The sequence below is a fragment of the Candidatus Dactylopiibacterium carminicum genome, from assembly GCF_014736495.1.
GTDB lineage: Bacteria > Pseudomonadota > Gammaproteobacteria > Burkholderiales > Rhodocyclaceae > Uliginosibacterium > Uliginosibacterium carminicum.
The window spans coordinates 53,007-68,554 of the sequence record NZ_MDUX01000001.1; the positions used below are offsets into that span (position 1 = coordinate 53,007).

15 protein-coding genes are annotated in these 15,548 nt (G+C 63.4%); 1 reads left to right on the forward strand and 14 read right to left on the reverse strand.

Going from position 1 to position 15,548, the window contains the following annotated elements; translation table 11 throughout:
• Nucleotides 1-79: 79 nt before the first annotated feature.
• From BGI27_RS00285 to BGI27_RS00335, 11 genes are all read right to left on the reverse strand, one after another.
• The gene (locus tag BGI27_RS00285) at nt 80-1,006 is read right to left on the reverse strand and encodes an FHA domain-containing protein (protein WP_170942863.1); all 927 of its coding nucleotides are present in this window, start codon (nt 1,004-1,006) and stop codon (nt 80-82) included.
• Entirely contained in the window at nt 999-1,967 is a 969-nt protein-coding gene (gene ttcA / locus BGI27_RS00290) for a tRNA 2-thiocytidine(32) synthetase TtcA (protein ID WP_095522936.1), read from the reverse strand. Before ttcA ends, BGI27_RS00285 begins: the two co-directional genes overlap by 8 nt.
• 132 nt (nt 1,968-2,099) lie before the next feature.
• Nucleotides 2,100-3,341: a sigma-54-dependent transcriptional regulator gene (locus tag BGI27_RS00295; protein WP_095522937.1), complete on the reverse strand. Its 1,242-nt coding sequence runs from the start codon at nt 3,339-3,341 to the stop codon at nt 2,100-2,102.
• Between the two features lie 45 nt (nt 3,342-3,386).
• Complete coding sequence (locus tag BGI27_RS00300) at nt 3,387-5,489, reverse strand: sensor histidine kinase (protein WP_095522938.1); 2,103 nt, start codon at nt 5,487-5,489, stop codon at nt 3,387-3,389.
• Nucleotides 5,486-6,112, reverse strand: a complete 627-nt coding sequence (locus BGI27_RS00305) for a DUF4390 domain-containing protein (RefSeq protein ID WP_170942864.1) — start codon at nt 6,110-6,112, stop codon at nt 5,486-5,488. The genes BGI27_RS00300 and BGI27_RS00305 overlap by 4 nt, the downstream gene beginning before the upstream one ends.
• Entirely contained in the window at nt 6,072-7,394 is a 1,323-nt protein-coding gene (gene rsmB, locus BGI27_RS00310) for a 16S rRNA (cytosine(967)-C(5))-methyltransferase RsmB (RefSeq protein WP_095522940.1), read from the reverse strand. Before rsmB ends, BGI27_RS00305 begins: the two co-directional genes overlap by 41 nt.
• Nucleotides 7,395-7,401: 7 nt before the next feature.
• Entirely contained in the window at nt 7,402-8,025 is a 624-nt protein-coding gene (locus tag BGI27_RS00315; RefSeq protein ID WP_095522941.1) for a Maf family protein, read from the reverse strand.
• A gap of 3 nt (nt 8,026-8,028) precedes the next feature.
• Complete coding sequence (rlmH, locus tag BGI27_RS00320) at nt 8,029-8,499, reverse strand: 23S rRNA (pseudouridine(1915)-N(3))-methyltransferase RlmH (RefSeq protein ID WP_095522942.1); 471 nt, start codon at nt 8,497-8,499, stop codon at nt 8,029-8,031.
• On the reverse strand, nt 8,496-8,867 hold the full coding sequence (gene rsfS / locus BGI27_RS00325; protein ID WP_095522943.1) for a ribosome silencing factor: 372 nt from the start codon (nt 8,865-8,867) through the stop codon (nt 8,496-8,498). The genes rlmH and rsfS overlap by 4 nt, the downstream gene beginning before the upstream one ends.
• 85 nt (nt 8,868-8,952) lie before the next feature.
• The gene (locus BGI27_RS00330) at nt 8,953-9,720 is read right to left on the reverse strand and encodes a BPSS1780 family membrane protein (protein ID WP_095522944.1); all 768 of its coding nucleotides are present in this window, start codon (nt 9,718-9,720) and stop codon (nt 8,953-8,955) included.
• The gene (locus BGI27_RS00335) at nt 9,720-10,496 is read right to left on the reverse strand and encodes a BPSS1780 family membrane protein (RefSeq protein WP_095522945.1); all 777 of its coding nucleotides are present in this window, start codon (nt 10,494-10,496) and stop codon (nt 9,720-9,722) included. Before BGI27_RS00335 ends, BGI27_RS00330 begins: the two co-directional genes overlap by 1 nt.
• 193 nt (nt 10,497-10,689) lie before the next feature.
• Between BGI27_RS00335 and BGI27_RS00340 the strand changes: the two genes are divergently transcribed.
• On the forward strand, nt 10,690-12,714 hold the full coding sequence (locus tag BGI27_RS00340; protein ID WP_170942865.1) for a TonB-dependent receptor plug domain-containing protein: 2,025 nt from the start codon (nt 10,690-10,692) through the stop codon (nt 12,712-12,714).
• Nucleotides 12,715-12,781: 67 nt separating this feature from the next.
• Here BGI27_RS00340 and BGI27_RS00345 read toward each other — a convergent pair whose 3' ends face one another.
• From BGI27_RS00345 to BGI27_RS00355, 3 genes are read right to left on the reverse strand one after another with little or no spacing between them, the layout of a single operon-like run.
• Nucleotides 12,782-13,561, reverse strand: a complete 780-nt coding sequence (locus BGI27_RS00345; RefSeq protein WP_095522947.1) for a hypothetical protein — start codon at nt 13,559-13,561, stop codon at nt 12,782-12,784.
• Complete coding sequence (locus BGI27_RS00350; protein WP_223871498.1) at nt 13,558-13,986, reverse strand: DNA polymerase III subunit chi; 429 nt, start codon at nt 13,984-13,986, stop codon at nt 13,558-13,560. The genes BGI27_RS00345 and BGI27_RS00350 overlap by 4 nt, the downstream gene beginning before the upstream one ends.
• Nucleotides 13,983-15,467, reverse strand: coding sequence for a leucyl aminopeptidase (locus tag BGI27_RS00355; RefSeq protein WP_095522949.1), 1,485 nt, complete (start codon nt 15,465-15,467; stop codon nt 13,983-13,985). Before BGI27_RS00355 ends, BGI27_RS00350 begins: the two co-directional genes overlap by 4 nt.
• Between the last annotated feature and the right edge of the window lie 81 nt (nt 15,468-15,548).

Sequence of the window (15,548 nt, forward strand, 5' to 3'; positions counted from 1 at the left end):
GCGCTTCACCTTGTTCTATGCACAAATAAAAAAGAACCGCCCGGATGATTGTGGGCGGTTCTTTTGCTTTCCAGCCAGGTTAGCGATGGCCTAGATCGAAGAACACGACTTCTGCGCCGACCTCTGTCGGCGAGTAGCCGAAACCAATGCGGCCACGCTTGGGCAGATCTGTTTCTCCACGTCGCAGAACCACTTCGTGCCCTTCATCGTCGACCATGTAAGTTCCGTTGGTGCTGGTATCGATCAGGATAAAGTGGTTCTGACGCCACTCGATACGGGCGTGATGCCGGGAAGCACGGCGATCGGCGATGACCAGATCGTTGCCTTCCTCACGCCCAGCGAGGACGACGGGTTGGCGATCGGAAACGCTGAGGTTGTTCTTGTTGTGACGCAGCATCAATGAACCGCGCATGCCTACAGGGCGTGCGACAGTCTCCGCATCCGATCGGGCTGCAGGCGCAGGTGAGGTTGACGCCGCTGGCGCCGTTGCAGGCTCCCCAGCCTTTGCCATGGTGCCCGCCAGCGTAGCGCCGGTACGGAATACATACAGAGGTTGCGGATAGAGGTCAGGGGGCGCGTCCAGGTCTGCCGTGCCAAGTTGTTCGCGGATATTGGGCGGAAACCCCTCGGCGGCTTCCTCGCTGACAAGAATCTGACCGCTGGGGCAGACCCTGGCCAGACTTTGTGCGACATCGTCTGCTGGATCCTCGGTGGTACGTGCATGCACCGCGATATTGATCGCCAGAGCTACGCCGGAAACCGGGGGAAGCTGGCGGACCCGGTCGCGCATGTCGAATGCGGCAAGCGCTGCATTTTCTCCGCGCGGGAAATGGGCGATCAACTGGCGTCCTTCTGCCTTGATGTGTTTGCCCAGGTAGGCCTCGATCGCACGCTCGGCGCGGTTGCGGCAACGTTCCACGGCGCGTTGTGTTTCCACCGAGCCGAGCTTGCCATGCAATGGCTGGTCACCGGAAACCTCGGCGACGAGGATGTAGGTGTCAGTCACGGGCGAGCTCCTCATGAAGCTGGGGGGCGTGGTCACTGGCGTTGCGGAGGTCATTGACGGGCATCGTCCAGGCGATGGGAGCCACTGCCGGGATACGGGCTTCCGGCACAGGATCATCGAACAGGGTTTCAGGAGGCAAGTCGCCAGTGTGCTGTGAGAGCGTCTTGAAGTCGAACAGGCTGCCATCGGCCAGGTGACTGGGCACTACGTTCTGAAGGGCAGTGGCAATGGATTCGATACGCCCCGGGAACTGACGCTCCCAATCCGCCAGCAATGCCTTCGTCTGCTTGCGCTGTGCCTGTTCCTGGGAGCCGCACAGATTGCAGGGGATGATGGGGTATTCCATGGCACGCGCGAACCTGGCTACATCAGCTTCGGCGCAGTAAGCTAACGGACGGATAACGGTATGCCGACCGTCATCGGAACGCAGCTTGGGCGGCATGGCTTTGAGCTTGCCACCGAAGAACATGTTGAGAAACAGGGTTTCGATCAGATCCTCGCGGTGGTGGCCCAGCGCGATCTTGGTTGCGCCCAGTTCGCTGGCCGTGCGGTAAATGATGCCGCGGCGCAGGCGGGAGCACAGGGAGCAGGTGGTCTTACCTTCAGGGATCTTCTCCTTGACGATCGAATAGGTATCTTCGGTGACGATCCTGTATTCGACTCCGATGGATTCGAAGTAGGTCGGCAGGACGTCGGCCGGAAAACCTGGCTGACGCTGATCGAGATTCATGGCAATGACGCGGAAGTCCACCGGCGCGCGTTCGCGCAGGCTCGTCAGCAGACTGAGCAGCGCAAAGGAATCCTTGCCGCCGGAGCAGCAGACCATCACCACATCGCCTTCTTCGATCATGTTGAAGTCGGCGATCGCCTGGCCCACTCCCCGCAGCAGTCGCTTCCTGAGGCGCTGCACCGTGCTCGAAAGCGCTACATCTGTATTTATTTTGTTACTACTGGTCTCCACTACCCGGCCCCCGCAATTGTCACAATCTCTAATTATATCGACGGCTCTTCTTTGGAGCCGAGCTTATGCGCTATTGCAGAAATTGTGCCAGTCTTGCGGGCGGAAGGGCCGCCGGGCGGCGGGCGATAGCGGCTAGGCGTCGCCTTGGCGGCGTCCGACCTGAATGCCCAGTTGTTTGAGCTTGCGGTACAGATGGGTACGCTCAAGGCCGGTCTTTTCAGCCAGGCGCGTGATGTTGCCGTCTTCGAGCTGCAGGTGATGCTCGAAATACATGCGTTCGAAGCTCTCACGTGCCTCCCGTAAGGGGAGATCGAGGGGCAATGCCAACGCGGCATTCGCGTTGCGGGAGACGAAACGCACGACTTCATCTGCACTGATTTCCTCGTTGAGCGCGCCCAATGCGAGTGAACGAATGGCCGCCTTGAGCTCGCCAAAACCACCTCCCCAGGGCGTGTTGCGCAGCGCATGGAGCGCAGCCGACCCTAATCGTCGCGAGGGTGTTTCGCCACTTTCGCTGAAATGAATCAGCAGTCGACTGACAATTTCCGGCACTTCGTCCTTGAGCTCCAGCAGGGACGGGGAAACCAGACTAATGTCGAACAGCCGTGCGATCAGGCCAGGCTCCCAGCCTTCGGTCAGTAGTTGCTCGGGGGTGGAGGTGGTGGCCATCAGCAGGTGGAGGTCGTATCGCTCCAGCCTTTCCAGGGCAAACGCCAGGTTCTTCTGTTGAGCGCGCCCCAGTCGTTGCAACTCCTCGACGAAGAGCAGACCGCCCTTGGCATCTTCGAGCGTGCCCAGATCCAGCGGCTGATGCAGATTGCCCAGATCCAGCCAGGGCGTGCCGGAAGCATGCAAGCTACGGGCACACAACTCGGCCAGCGAGCCGGGACCAGTGCGCAGCAGGATCTGGCGACATTTCTGTGCCATCTGTTCCAGACGTTTGCGCAGATCGCGCAACGCAGCCGAACGGAAGGCCGACAAGGACAGTGGGTGCTGGCGAGGTTTGTTGGTCTGGCGTTGCAGGCCGCGCTTGACCGTCGCCAACAGCTTTTGCAGGGCGATGGGCTTTTCCAGGAAATCCAGCGCGCCGAAGCGGACCGCTTCGATGGCCGTGTCGATGGAGCCATGCCCCGACATCATGATCACCGGCGCATCCAGAGGTCCACCTGCCGCCCATTCCTTGAGCAGACTGATGCCGTCGGTGTCGGGCATCCAGATATCGAGCAGGATGAGGTCGGGCTGGAAATTTTGCCGTGCCTCGCGTGCGCTGGCGGCATTTTCGGCCTGCGCGACATCGTAACCCTCGTCGCGCAGGATCTCCTGCAGCAATTCGCGGATGCCGACTTCGTCATCTACAACCAGGATCTTTGCCATGACTACAAGCCTACCAGAGTGTTGTGACTACGCAACAGCCAAGGCTCATACCTTGGCCAGGCGCAGCCGCACACGAATCTCGGCTCCACCGCTGGGCCGGTTGGCCAGCAGGATCTCGCCTCGATGTTCTTCCACGATCTTGCGCACGATGGCCAAGCCGAGCCCGGAGCCTCTGGGTTTCGTGGTGACATAGGGCTCCAGCGCGCGGGCAAGGATCGCCGGTGGAAAGCCCGCGCCGTTGTCGCGTACCAGCATTTCCACGCGTCGGCCATCCACGCGCGTAACCAACTGGATTTCGGCGGCGGCTTTATCCGCCACGGCGTCCTGCGCATTCTGCAGCAGGTTATGGATGACTTGCCGGATCTGGCTGGCGTCGGCCTGAACGAGTGGGAGATCTGCGGCAAGGTTCAGGCTGATCGGCACGGCCGCGCCGTCGTAGAGCACCAGCACTTCGCGCAACAATGCATCGAGATCCAGGGGGGCCAGTGTCGGCGCAGGCAGGCGAGCGTAGTCACGGAAGCCATTGACCAGCTGCTTCATGGCTTCCACCTGGTTGACGATGGTGGCCGTGGCGCGTTCGAGCATTGTGCGGCCAGCCTCGTCCAGACGATCCCCGAGCTTGAGCTGCAGGCGTTCGGCAGACAGCTGGATCGGTGTCAGCGGATTCTTGATTTCGTGCGCGAGTCGCCGTGCGACCTCTGCCCAGGCTGCGTTGCGCTGGGCACTGATGAGTTCCGAGATGTCGTCGAACACCACCACGAAGCCGCCGCCCGAGGTTTCGGGCAGTTGCGAGCCATGCAGCAGCAGGGTCTGCATGCGTCCGTCCGCATGCTCGATGTCGATCTGCTGATGCCAGTCATCTTCGTGCTCGACGAAGCCTTTGATTACGGTGTCGCGAAACAGGTGGTGTACTTCCCAGGCTGCCAGCGGCAGATTTTCGAAGCCGACGAGCTCATCCTGCAGGATGGTGACCGCTCCCCGGTTGGCTGCCCGTAGCTCTCCTTCGGGGGAGAATGCGAGAACTCCGGCAGAGAGGTTCGCCAGCACACTCTCAAGATAGGCGCGGGAGGCGTCGACGGCGGCCCTGCTTTTGTCTGCCTGTGCGCGAGCATCCTGGAGCTGGCGCGTCATCCGGTTGAAGGATTGGGTCAGGATGCCCAGTTCATCGCGCGCCGGCAGCGCCTGGCGTGGCGAGTAGTCGCCAGCCGCCACGGCCTGAGTGCCTTCGGCGAGGATGGAGAGCGGTGCGGACAACGAACGGGCGAACATGAAGGCCACGGCCATCGCCGCGGACATGGCCAGAAGCAGCGCCAGCGTGAGGGTGATCAGATAGATACGTTTGAGCCCTTGACGGGATTGCAGCAGCTCCTGGTAGTCCTGGTGCAGATCCTGTACGCGTTCTGCGCTTTGCGCCAGCAGATCCGGTACGGCTGAGCGTACTTGCAACAGTAGGGGGTCGGCCTGCAGCAGACGGCTGCTGATGGGCACCACCACGCGCATGATCAGGCGGTCTTCCTGTGCTTCCACGGCACGATAGCCGCGTCCCTGGCGCGCCTGACGGAGTTGCTGGGAGGGCAGGACATCCGGCGCCAGGGTTCTGTCCGTGCTTCCGGTGGATACGATCACGCGGCCGCTGGTGGAAATGACGCTGACCTCGTCGGCATCCAGCTGTTCACGTACGCGGATCAGCGCCGGCAGGCTTGGCGTGCCATGGTCGCCCAACTCCAGCGCGATGCCACGGCTGCGTTCTCCCAGCTGGTCGACCAGTGCATCGAGTGCGCTGCGGCCCAGATTCAGGCCGGATTCCAGCGCGGAGTCCACGCGTACGTTGTACCAGGACTCGATCGAATGTACGGCGAACTGCACCGAGATCAGGTAGATCAGCGACCCGGGCAGGATGGCCAGCAGCAGGAACATGCCCATCAGCTTGAGCTTGAGGCGGGAGCCGAACTGGCGCAGCTTGTATTCCCGCCACAGCCCCCGCAGCTGGATGCCTACGAGCACGGCCAGCGCGAGTGCCAGCGCAAAGTTCAACCCCAGCAGCAGCGGATAATGACGGGCGAACAGGGAAGTGTTCGCGCCGGCCGATGCGAGCAGGAAGAGCAGGATTGCGCCCAGCGCGAGGACAATGACGAGCAGGCGCTTCATTCGTGGCCAGTGTCGTCGATGCGGACCTGCCAGCTGACCCAGCCTGTGGAAAGGTCCAGTTCGCTGTCACCGAAAGCGGCGACCTGGAACGGTTTGGGAAGCTGGGTGATGTCCAGCCGGAAGCGCAGCGAAGCCTTGTAATCGCGCCGTTCGCGCAGATTTCGCCCGTCCGCCACTTCCCAGTTGCGGACGGTAAGCATGGCGCGCAGCGCATCGTCGAATTCCGCGAAACTGCGATGGATGCTGCCGACGGCGAGACGGTATTGGCGTGTCAGGGCGTGATAGGAAAGCCGCAGATCCAGATTGCGCGAGATGACCGTTTCATCTAGCCAGTACCAGCGCGGGCGGGTGAGCACGAATTCCAGCCGGAAGGGTACCGACAGACCACTGTCGACCAATTCCTGCAGGCGGGCGCCAGGTGTCATGGTGACGGCGGCGTTGAGGACGACGGAATCATCCACCTGCACCAGTTCGTGCGAACGGAAGCGTGTGTCATTGGCTTGCGCAGGGCGCGAAGCCAGCATCAGTGTGGCCGACAGGACTAGAATGGCGAGCAGACTGTGCCAGATCGCGCGGATCGGCTCAGGCGACTTTCTCCAGCAGGGCGAAGTAGAAGCCGTCATGTTCTGCGGTGGGTAGCCATTGTTGTTCGAAACTGCCATCAGCCAGGCGGACTCGCCGGCAATCGCGGAGCCCTGCAGCGAAGCGCGCCATCTGACGGGCATTTTCTTCAGGGAAGAGCGAACATGTCAGATAAAGCATTTTTCCGCCGGGCGCCAGCACTTGCCAGAGCGCAGCCAGAATTTCGGCTTGCTGCGTTGCAAAACCGGCAACATCCTCTTCCCGACGCAGCCACTTGATGTCGGGATGGCGACGCGCGACACCCGACGCCGAACAGGGTACGTCGGCCAGGATGCGGTCGAAAGGGCGTCCATCCCACCAGGCTTCCAGATCGCGACAGTCGGCGGTGCGCAGTTCGGCGGTGAGCCCCAGACGGGCAAGATTCTCTTCCACGCGCCGAGCGCGGGCCTCCACCAGCTCCAGTGCCACCAGCGAGATGTCGGTGGTTTCCAGGAGATGGGCTGTCTTGCCACCAGGCGCTGCGCAGGCGTCGAGTACCCGCTGGCCGCGGGAGAGGTCGAGCAACTGCGGGGCCTGCTGCGCGCCCCAGTCCTGCACCGAGACCAGGCCTTCGCTGAACCCGGGCAGGCGACCGACCGGACAGGGCTGCTCCAGCAGCAGGGCGTGTTCTCCCAGCGCACGCCAGCGCAGGCCGGCTGCTTCGAGCTGGGCACTATAGGCCGCGAGCGTGGTCCGGCGCCGGTTGAGGCGCAGCGCCATGGGCGGATGGGTGTTGTTGGCGGTCAGCACGGTTTCCCAATCGTTGGGATGGGCGCGTTTGACCAGAAGCTGCCACCACAGGGGGTGGCGGTAGCGCGCCTGTGGATCTCCGTCTGCCCGCGCGAGCAGTTCGGGCCACTGGCGTAGCGCATTGCGCAGCACGCCATTGACGAGTCCCTTCAGGCGGCCGCGGGCAATCCGGGCTGCCGCTTCGACGGCCTGATCGACGATGGTGTGCGCCTGCTCCAGGCGAGCCTCTAGGCGATGCAGTGCCAGCAGCAGCAAGGCTTCGATACGGGCTTCATCGAGCGGGCGATCGATCAGGCCGGCAAGCAGATGGCGGCCCCGGCCGAAATCGCGCAGGCAGCCGTAGAGCAGATCCTGTACTGCGCCGCGCGTGCCCGCAGGCAACGCCGGCCAGGCGCGCCAGAGCCCTTGCAGGCCGTCGTTCAGCGCGTGACCACGGGAAACGGCGGCGAGTGCGTCGCTGGCCACGAGAAAGGCCAGGGCGAGTGAGTCTTCGGGCAGGTCAGGCAGTGGGCGTGGATTGCGTGGTCGGTTCATATGTGTGTCAGTGTCCCAGGCCGAATTCGGCCAGCAGTTCGGCCGTTTCGAACAGGGGAAGGCCTACGATACCCGAGTAGGAGCCATGGATTTCGCGGACGAAGGCGCCTGCACGGCCCTGGATGGCATACGCGCCTGCCTTGTCGAAAGGTTCGCCGCTGGCGATGTAATGGTCGATGTCCATGTCGCTGAGCGTGCGGAAAGTCACGGTGCTGATCGACAGACGATGCGCCATGCGCTCCCGGTCCGCCACCGCCACCGCGGTCAAGACGCGGTGACTGCGTCCGCTCAGCCGACGCAGGATCGCGCGGGCGTGATCGGCATCCTCGGGCTTGCCGATGATCTCGCCATCAAGATCCAGCGTTGTGTCGGCGGAGAGTACCGGCTGGTAATGCAGACTCCGCCAGCGCAGGCGCGCCAGGCCACCCTCGGCCTTGGCCAGGGCCACCCGCTGGACATAGGTTGCGGCATCTTCGCCGGGAAGTACTTCTTCGCTCACATCGAGGTCGTCCCGGGGGGGCGCCCGGAATATCAGGGTTTCGAATTCGATGCCGATCTGGGTCAGGAGCTCCCGCCTTCGCGGGCTGCGCGAAGCAAGATAGACGCGCGGAGGCAGGACAGTGGATGCCATGGCTCACTCTCGGTGATAAGGATGGTTGTGGCTGAGCGACCAGGCACGATACAGCGCTTCAGCCAGCAGCGGACGCACCATTGCGTGTGGCAGCGTCAGGCTGGAGAGGCGGATACGCTCGTGTGCTTCGGCCTTCAGGGTCGGATCAAGACCATCCGGGCCGCCGATCAGGAACACCACATCGTCGCCTTCGCCCTGCCATTTTTCCAGACGCTGGGCGAGCTGGCGGGTACTCAGATCGTCGCCACGCTCATCCAGCACCACCAGCCGGCGGCGTGCAGACAGAGCGGCACGCAGACGTTCAGCCTCGGCCGTCATCAGCGCGGCAGGCGGCTTGCCGGAGGTTCGCGGCTCGGCTTTCACTTCGTGCAATTCCAGCGGACATTCGCGCGGCAGGCGTCGGGCAAATTCCTGCCAGCCGATCGTCACCCAGTCAGGCATGCGGGTGCCGACGGCCAGGACTAGCAGTCTCATCGTCCCCGGACGGCCGCTTCACCCGAGACGCGGCGATGTGCGGCCGGGGTGGCAGACCAGAGCTCTTCCAGGTTGTAGTAGGCACGAACGGCAGGTTGCATGATGTGCACCACGGCATCACCGAGGTCGACCAGCACCCATTCGCCGGTTTCCTCGCCTTCGATGCTGAGGACTTCGCCACCGGCAGCCTTGACCTTTTCCTGCACGTTGCCGGCAAGCGCCCGGGTCTGGCGGTTCGAGTTTGCGCTGGCGATGATCACGAGGTCGAACAGGGATGTGAGCTTGCGCACATCGATGATCTCGATGTCGCTGGCCTTGATGTCTTCCAGTGCGTCGACGACGGTTTGCTGCAGCGTGTGGATATCCATTCGGTACGTATAGGGGGATGAAACGGGAGGGTCTGACTATAGACCACAAGCTTCGCGGGGCGCAAAAACCTCGTGTGTCACGGGTTCATTCCCAGTTGCCGAAGATGTCTTCGGCGCAGCAATAGAAGCCTGTGAAGAAGATCGGCACAGCCAGCATGACCACCGGAGCGAGCAGCAGCGAACCCAGCGTGGGAAACAGCTGGCCAAGCTGCAGTGCAACGGTGATCGGCAGGATCATCATGCACAGGCTGAAGCTCAGCATATACACGACGAATGCGCCCAGATTGCGCAGACAGGCAACAAAGCTGAAGAACATGGACTTGAACAATGCTTGCCGGCGCAGTGCAATCAAGGGGGCCGCAAACCAGCTGGCCATCTCCATGGGCAGGCTGATCACCAGCAGCCAGACCATGAATTGGCTGGTGCCTTCCGGCATGCGGACCACGACGCCGGGTTCATCTCCCAGACTGCCGGTGTCCACCTGTGCCATCGAAAGATCGAGCCCCGCCAGTTGCATGGCGAGCATCGCCGCGATCATGCCGTAGGCCATTCGCAGGGCACCCAGTGCGAGCAAGGCAGGCAGACGAGGGCCAAACGCGCCGAACAACAGGGCTGGCGGTGCGGGCCTGCCGGCGCGAACCGCCATGCAGAGCAGGAACATGCCAACCCCCAGCGCGGGCAGCAGCAGCGGGAACGCGATCTGGCCAAACAGGGGGAAGGTCAGCAGCAGGAGCAGTCCGAGCGTCATGAAGGTCGCCGCGCCCGTCAGGGCCAACGGTGATTGGCGCCACAGGCGCACGCCGGCGACCAGCCAGGTCCAGCCACGCAGCGCGGGCAGCTTTTGCGCCTGCATCACGGATTCTCCAGTGCGGGCAGTGCCGGCACGACGAAAAGATCTTCTGTGGCGGCATGCACTGTGCCGGCCACCAGTGGAATGTAGACCAGGAAGCCCAGGCCCAGTGGAGCCAGTGCCAGGATCAGCAAAACGTAAAGCAGCAGCCCGAGGATCACGATGGCGGGCAGATTGCGTAAGCCTGCGGTCAGTGCCAGGCGCATGGCGTCGAAGGTGCTAAGGTCATGGCGCATGATCAGCGCGGGTGCGAGCAGCAAGGCCTGCATCATCAGACCCCACAGGAACAGCAAGGCCAGCAGCAGGATGCCGAAATCAGCCAGATGGGTGAGCATGCGCTCCAGCAGTTGCTGCAGACCGCCGCCCACCGCCATGCCGAACAGGCTGACCAGCAGACTGCCACTGATGGCGAGATAGGTCAGCAGATGGATCAAGACCAGCGGCACGGCGTAAAACAGACCTGCCAGCGCGAGCTTGCCGGGGTGGCGACGGATGCCGGCGAACATGTCTTCCACGCGCGGCGCCTCGCCAGCCTGCTGGCGCATCGCAGCATGCAGCATGCCGCCCAGCAGCAGTGCCAGCAGCAGGGGCGGGAACACCGGGCCGAGCAGGGGAATGGGGACCAGCAAAGTGCTCAACGCCAGCAGCGAGAAGGCCAGCAGTGCAGTCAGCAGCCATTCCACGGGATGCCCGGTAAAGAGTCTCCAGCCGGATTGCAGCCAGAAGAGGCTGCGCAGAGGCAAGACCTTGCGGACGGTCGGGAGGCCGCGAAGATGCATGGCGGATGAAACTGCTGGGGTGGGCATGTTGGATGGCGGTGAACGGCACGATTCCTGGCGCGCAAGGCTAGCACAGAATGCCACTCACACCGCCCGTGCGCGTTAGTTGGCATTGCGGGAAATGACCAGCGCTTATAATCCGCGCTTCTGGACAGCCCTGCTTGCGCGCCGGCCGCGCGGGCGATCTCACGCGATGCCGACACTGCTTCGTCACATGATTTCCGCCGTTGCCCTGGGGGCGGCCTGTGCGGCCCAGGCTGGTGGCTCGGGGGAAAACAGCTACTTCGCCGAGCTGCCCACGGTGCTGACTGTGTCCCGCCTGCCACAGGCGCAGAACGAAGCGCCGGGGGCTGTCACTGTCATTGATCGGGCCCTGATCCGTGCCTTGGGGTATCAGGATCTGGCGCGCGTATTGCGTCTGGTGCCCGGCATGCAGGTCGGGCAGGAGCGCGGCAACAGCCAATGGGTCAGTTATCACGGGTTGAGCAGTACCTATCCGTCAGAGATGCAGGTGCTTATAGATGGGCGTTCGGTGTATTCCCCGTCGACCTTTGGCGGGGTGGACTGGAGTGCCCTGCCGTTGAGTATTGACGAGATCGATCGTATCGAAGTGGTTCGCGGCAGCAATGCCGTGACCTATGGTGCCAATGCTTTTCTCGGTGTGATCAACATCATCACCCGGCACAGCGCCGAGGCCCCGGGGGAGCAGGGCGCGGTGACGGCCGGTTCGCGCGGTATCGGTGGTGTGAGCGCTGGACTGTCGCGGGCGGAAGAGGGGCTTGGCTGGCGGCTCAATGCAGATATTCGTCGCGATGAAGGGTTCGCCGGACTGCACGACGACCATCGCAATGCAACGCTATCCATGCGCAGCGACTATCAGCTCGACGTCCATGACGAACTGAGTCTGCGCGTGGCGGCCAGTGGCGGTCGCAAGCAGCTGGGCTATACCGACTCACCATTTGGTGCGAACGATGCACGCGAGGCGCGTTATCGCAATTACATCTTGCACGGGGAGTGGCGCCATGCCCGCGCCGAAGGGGGAGAGTGGGCGCTGCGCTATTACCGCAATCAGGATGAGGTGGATGAGGCCTGGGACGCAACCCTGCCTCCTTATTCGCCGCTGTTTCCCGCCGGGGCTTCGGTGCCACTGAATCGCAACCGGAGCGCAGTGCGCGATCATCTGGAGTTCGAGCAGCGCTGGCAGCCTGGCGGTGTGAGCCAGGCAGTCTGGGGGGCGGAGTTACGTCGTGACCGTGTGGACGCGCCCTTCCTTTATGCGCAGGGGGCGCCGGGTGATCAGGATCTCTACCGGCTGTTTGCCAACCATGAATGGAAGTTCGCACCGGGCTGGCAGACCACCACGGGTGCTGCTCTGGAGCAGTACCGGGGCGAACCCCTGCGCCTAGCGCCACGTGCATTTCTGAATTGGTTGCCCGCCGATGCGCATGCCTGGCGCATCGGTTATGCGCGTGCCTGGCTACAGAAGCCCGTGTTCGAGCAGCAGGGGGACGTGCGAGCCTACGAGCCGGATAGCGGTGTGCTCATTTCCCATCCTTACGTTGCGAACGGAGATGTCCGCCAGGCACGCATTGACAGCATGGAAGTAGGATACCTCGGGCGTTCGCAAGTGCTGGACAGTCGCCTGGACGTGCGGCTGTTTCATGAGCGGATCCGTGACTACATCTATCGTCAGGCGACCGCATCCGATCGGTCTCCGCTGCTGGCGACCGAATTGCCGCCTTCACATTACGTGAACCATGACCGGCCTGTGACGCTGACCGGCGTGGAATACCAGCTGCGGTTGCAGCCCTGGTCGAGCGGGCAGTGGTTGTTGAGCCACACCCTGATCCGGGCGCGCTCTGGCAGTGACGCCATTGATGATCGTGTGGCGCCCTACACCGCGAGTTTTACCTGGATGCAAGCCTACCCGCGGGGCTGGTCCAGCACGATGAGCGTGTTGCGCATGGGTCCGCTGGCTGGCGGGGACGGCTTCTCGCCACTGGCGGCCTATGTTGCCAAACCGTATACCACCGTGGATTTGCGTCTGGCCTGGGGTGGGAGGGTGGAGCAGAGATCGGTGCAGATCTCGCTGAACGCGATCAATCTGGGCGAGCGACACCAGGAAATCGCGGATCGTGCCCAGGAATCCCGCGGCACGTGCTGTCCGGCCAACCGGGTGTCGCCGATGGTCTGGCTGGGGGTCGAGCTTGGGCTGTAACGCGTCACGCAGGCTTGTCGCCTGAGCTTAGCGCAGGGGCTCGTCCGCTGCCCATCCCGTGCTAGCGCTAGCCGGTGGCCTCGTCGTCCTTGAGCGCGCTTTCCAGCACCATCGAAACCTGCTCCGAGATTTCCGGCAACAGGGTTGCGCGCATATGGGCCGCAGTCTGCACGCGCAGGCGTTCAGCCAGGCCGGCCAGCTCTCCCGCGATCAATTGCGGCATTTCGCGCGACAACCAGGCATTGACGCTCTGCGCGATCTGCGCATCCAGCTCGATCAGGCGTTCGCTGATGTGCATCGCCGCGGTTTGCATGGCCTCTTTGCGGGCTTCCTGAAGTGCCGGCCAGTGATTGATCTCCGCTTCCTCGCGCCCTTGCGCGAGTGCGGCCTGCACGGCCCGCTGCTGCTGCAGGCGGGCCTCCTGCAGCACGTCCGCACGGACGCGCGCGCTGACCTCCTGGATCGCGTGCTCGCGCTCGGCCGCCATTTCATCGCGTACGCGCGCCATGGCCTCGTTCACCGCCTGTACCACGTCTGCCGCATCTTCCTTCGGTGCGGAAGCCTCGTGACTGGCCGGTTGGGGGGCTTCCTCCAGATCCAGCGACAGGCTGAAGGCTTCCTGCAGGCGCTGCGGGACCGGTTGGAATGAAGATGCATCGACAGCATCGTCGAGATCGATCTCGATGGCGTCGGTCAGCTCCGGCAGATCTTCGTCGAGAACGTCTGTCAGCAGGGGGAGCTCCTCCGCGTCCAGACCGACGCCGTCAGGGCGGTTGCGTCTGATCAGGGCATCGGCCTTGCTCAGCAATTGCCGGTCGATATGTGGATCTTCGCGGGGCGGTTTCATGAAGCACTCCTACCCAGATCATGGGCCGTGACGGGGAGATCGAGCGCCTTGTACTGCCGCCAGCGTTGTCGCGCCATGGCACGGTCGGCTTCTGCCTGGCCGACGATCTCGATGAGCATGCCGAAGCTTGAGAATTCCGGCGGCAGGTCGGGGGCCAGATTCAACAGGGCATCACTGCAGGCGAGGTCCGTCAGCGACCGGGTGATCAGTACCGGCGTTCGGGCGGCCAGTGGCGAGTTGGCACGGACGTGCGGTACGAAACTGCCGGGCTGGAAGGTCCAGAGCTGCTCGTCGTAGGCGCGCGCGGTGGTGTCATCCGGCGCGAAGACCACCAGGCGGTGGCCCTGCGCCACCGCCTTGCTCGTGATCACGCAGGCCGCACGCAGGCGGTCCGGCGCGTTGTGATAGAACTTGACCTCGGTCACTGCCCCGCCTGCCGGATCAGGAACTCGGCCAGCAGCGGCACCGGCCGGCCGGTCGCTCCCTTGTCCGCACCACTCTTCCAGGCCGTACCGGCGATATCCAGGTGAGCCCATCTGTAGGCCTTGGCGAAGCGCGACAGGAAGCAGGCGGCGGTTATGCTGCCTGCCGGACGGCCACCGATGTTGGCGAGGTCGGCGAAGTTGCTTTTGAGCTGTTCCTGGTATTCGTCGAACAGCGGCAGTTGCCAGGCGCGGTCGCCGGCAGCGCGCCCTGCCGTGAGCAGTTCGGCGGCCAGCGCGTCGTCGTTGGCGAGCAGACCACTGGTGTGGTGGCCCAGTGCAATGATGCATGCGCCGGTCAGCGTGGCGATGTCGATCACGCAGGCGGGTTTGTAGCGTTCGGCGTAGGTCAGGGCATCGCACAGGATCAGACGGCCTTCGGCGTCCGTGTTGAGGATTTCGATGGTCTGGCCGGAGAGCGAGGTGACCACGTCGCCAGGCTTCACCGCGGTGCCGCTGGGTAGATTCTCGGTGGCAGGGATGAGGCCGACGAGGTTGATGGGCAGCCCCAACTTGGCGACGGTGCGGAAGATCCCCAGCACGGAGGCTGCGCCGCACATGTCGAACTTCATCTCGTCCATGGCTTCGCCGGGTTTGAGCGAGATGCCGCCGGAGTCGAAGGTCACGCCCTTGCCGACTAGCACGATGGGCGCGGCCTTGGCCTTGCCGCCCTTGTACTCGAGCGTGATGAAGCGCGGCTCTTCCTGCGTGCCTTGTGCCACGGCGAGGAAGCTGCCCATGCCCAGTTCCTCGATCCCCTGGCGGTCATACACCTTGAGCTTGAGCTTGTACTCGTGCGCCAGGCTCTTGGCGGTATCTGCCAGTGTGGCGGGCGTGCAGTAATTGGCGGGCAGGTTGCCCAGATCGCGCGTGAGCGCCTGGCCGGCCGCAATCGCTACGCCCTGTTCCAGCGCTGTGCGTAGCTCGGCCGCCGGCTTTGCGTCGAACAGGAAGTTCAGTTCGACGGGGGAGCGGGGCTTGTTCTCGACCTTTCCCCGGATTGCATCAAAGCGGTAGGTCGCATCGACCAGACTCTGCGCGGCCAGACGCAGGCCTGTGGCCGCGTCCGTGAGGGCTGCGGGCAGCGCACCGCAGCAGATCGAGGCAGATGTCACCTTGTTGCCGGCGATCCATTTGCCGATGGCGGCCAAACTGCTGCGCAGGAGCTGCGGCTGCAGCGCCTCGGCAGCACCGAGGCTCACCACGAGTACGCGCTCTGCCGGAACGCCGGGCAGGGCAGGGATGGAGAGCAGGCTGCCAGTCTTGTCATCCAGATCGCGCTTGACGAGTTTTTCGAGCAGACCGCCGCTGGCCGTGTCGACGGCAGTGAATTGTGCGCTAGCCGGTTGTCCGACCAGATGCAGCAAGACGAGGCAGGGGGTACGCAGCTTCTCGGGGGCGGAGGCTTTTATGCTAAATTCCATGGCTTCTTCCAGGTCGAAAACACAGGTGGCGGCATGCGCCGACGGAGCGGTGATTATCCTCGTTGCGTTGCGTTGTCGTCA

Coding starts and splice junctions, on each gene's coding strand:
- rlmH (WP_095522942.1), bottom strand. CDS start 8,499: ATGAGACTGCTAGTCCTGGCCGTCGGCACCCGCATGCCTGACTGGGTG.
- BGI27_RS00355 (WP_095522949.1), bottom strand. CDS start 15,467: ATGGAATTTAGCATAAAAGCCTCCGCCCCCGAGAAGCTGCGTACCCCC.
- BGI27_RS00330 (WP_095522944.1), bottom strand. CDS start 9,720: ATGCAGGCGCAAAAGCTGCCCGCGCTGCGTGGCTGGACCTGGCTGGTC.
- rsfS (WP_095522943.1), bottom strand. CDS start 8,867: ATGGATATCCACACGCTGCAGCAAACCGTCGTCGACGCACTGGAAGAC.
- BGI27_RS00295 (WP_095522937.1), bottom strand. CDS start 3,341: ATGGCAAAGATCCTGGTTGTAGATGACGAAGTCGGCATCCGCGAATTG.
- BGI27_RS00335 (WP_095522945.1), bottom strand. CDS start 10,496: ATGCATCTTCGCGGCCTCCCGACCGTCCGCAAGGTCTTGCCTCTGCGC.
- BGI27_RS00340 (WP_170942865.1), top strand. CDS start 10,690: ATGCCGACACTGCTTCGTCACATGATTTCCGCCGTTGCCCTGGGGGCG.
- BGI27_RS00345 (WP_095522947.1), bottom strand. CDS start 13,561: ATGAAACCGCCCCGCGAAGATCCACATATCGACCGGCAATTGCTGAGC.
- rsmB (WP_095522940.1), bottom strand. CDS start 7,394: ATGAACCGACCACGCAATCCACGCCCACTGCCTGACCTGCCCGAAGAC.
- BGI27_RS00300 (WP_095522938.1), bottom strand. CDS start 5,489: ATGAAGCGCCTGCTCGTCATTGTCCTCGCGCTGGGCGCAATCCTGCTC.
- BGI27_RS00305 (WP_170942864.1), bottom strand. CDS start 6,112: ATGACGGCTTCTACTTCGCCCTGCTGGAGAAAGTCGCCTGAGCCGATC.
- BGI27_RS00315 (WP_095522941.1), bottom strand. CDS start 8,025: ATGGCATCCACTGTCCTGCCTCCGCGCGTCTATCTTGCTTCGCGCAGC.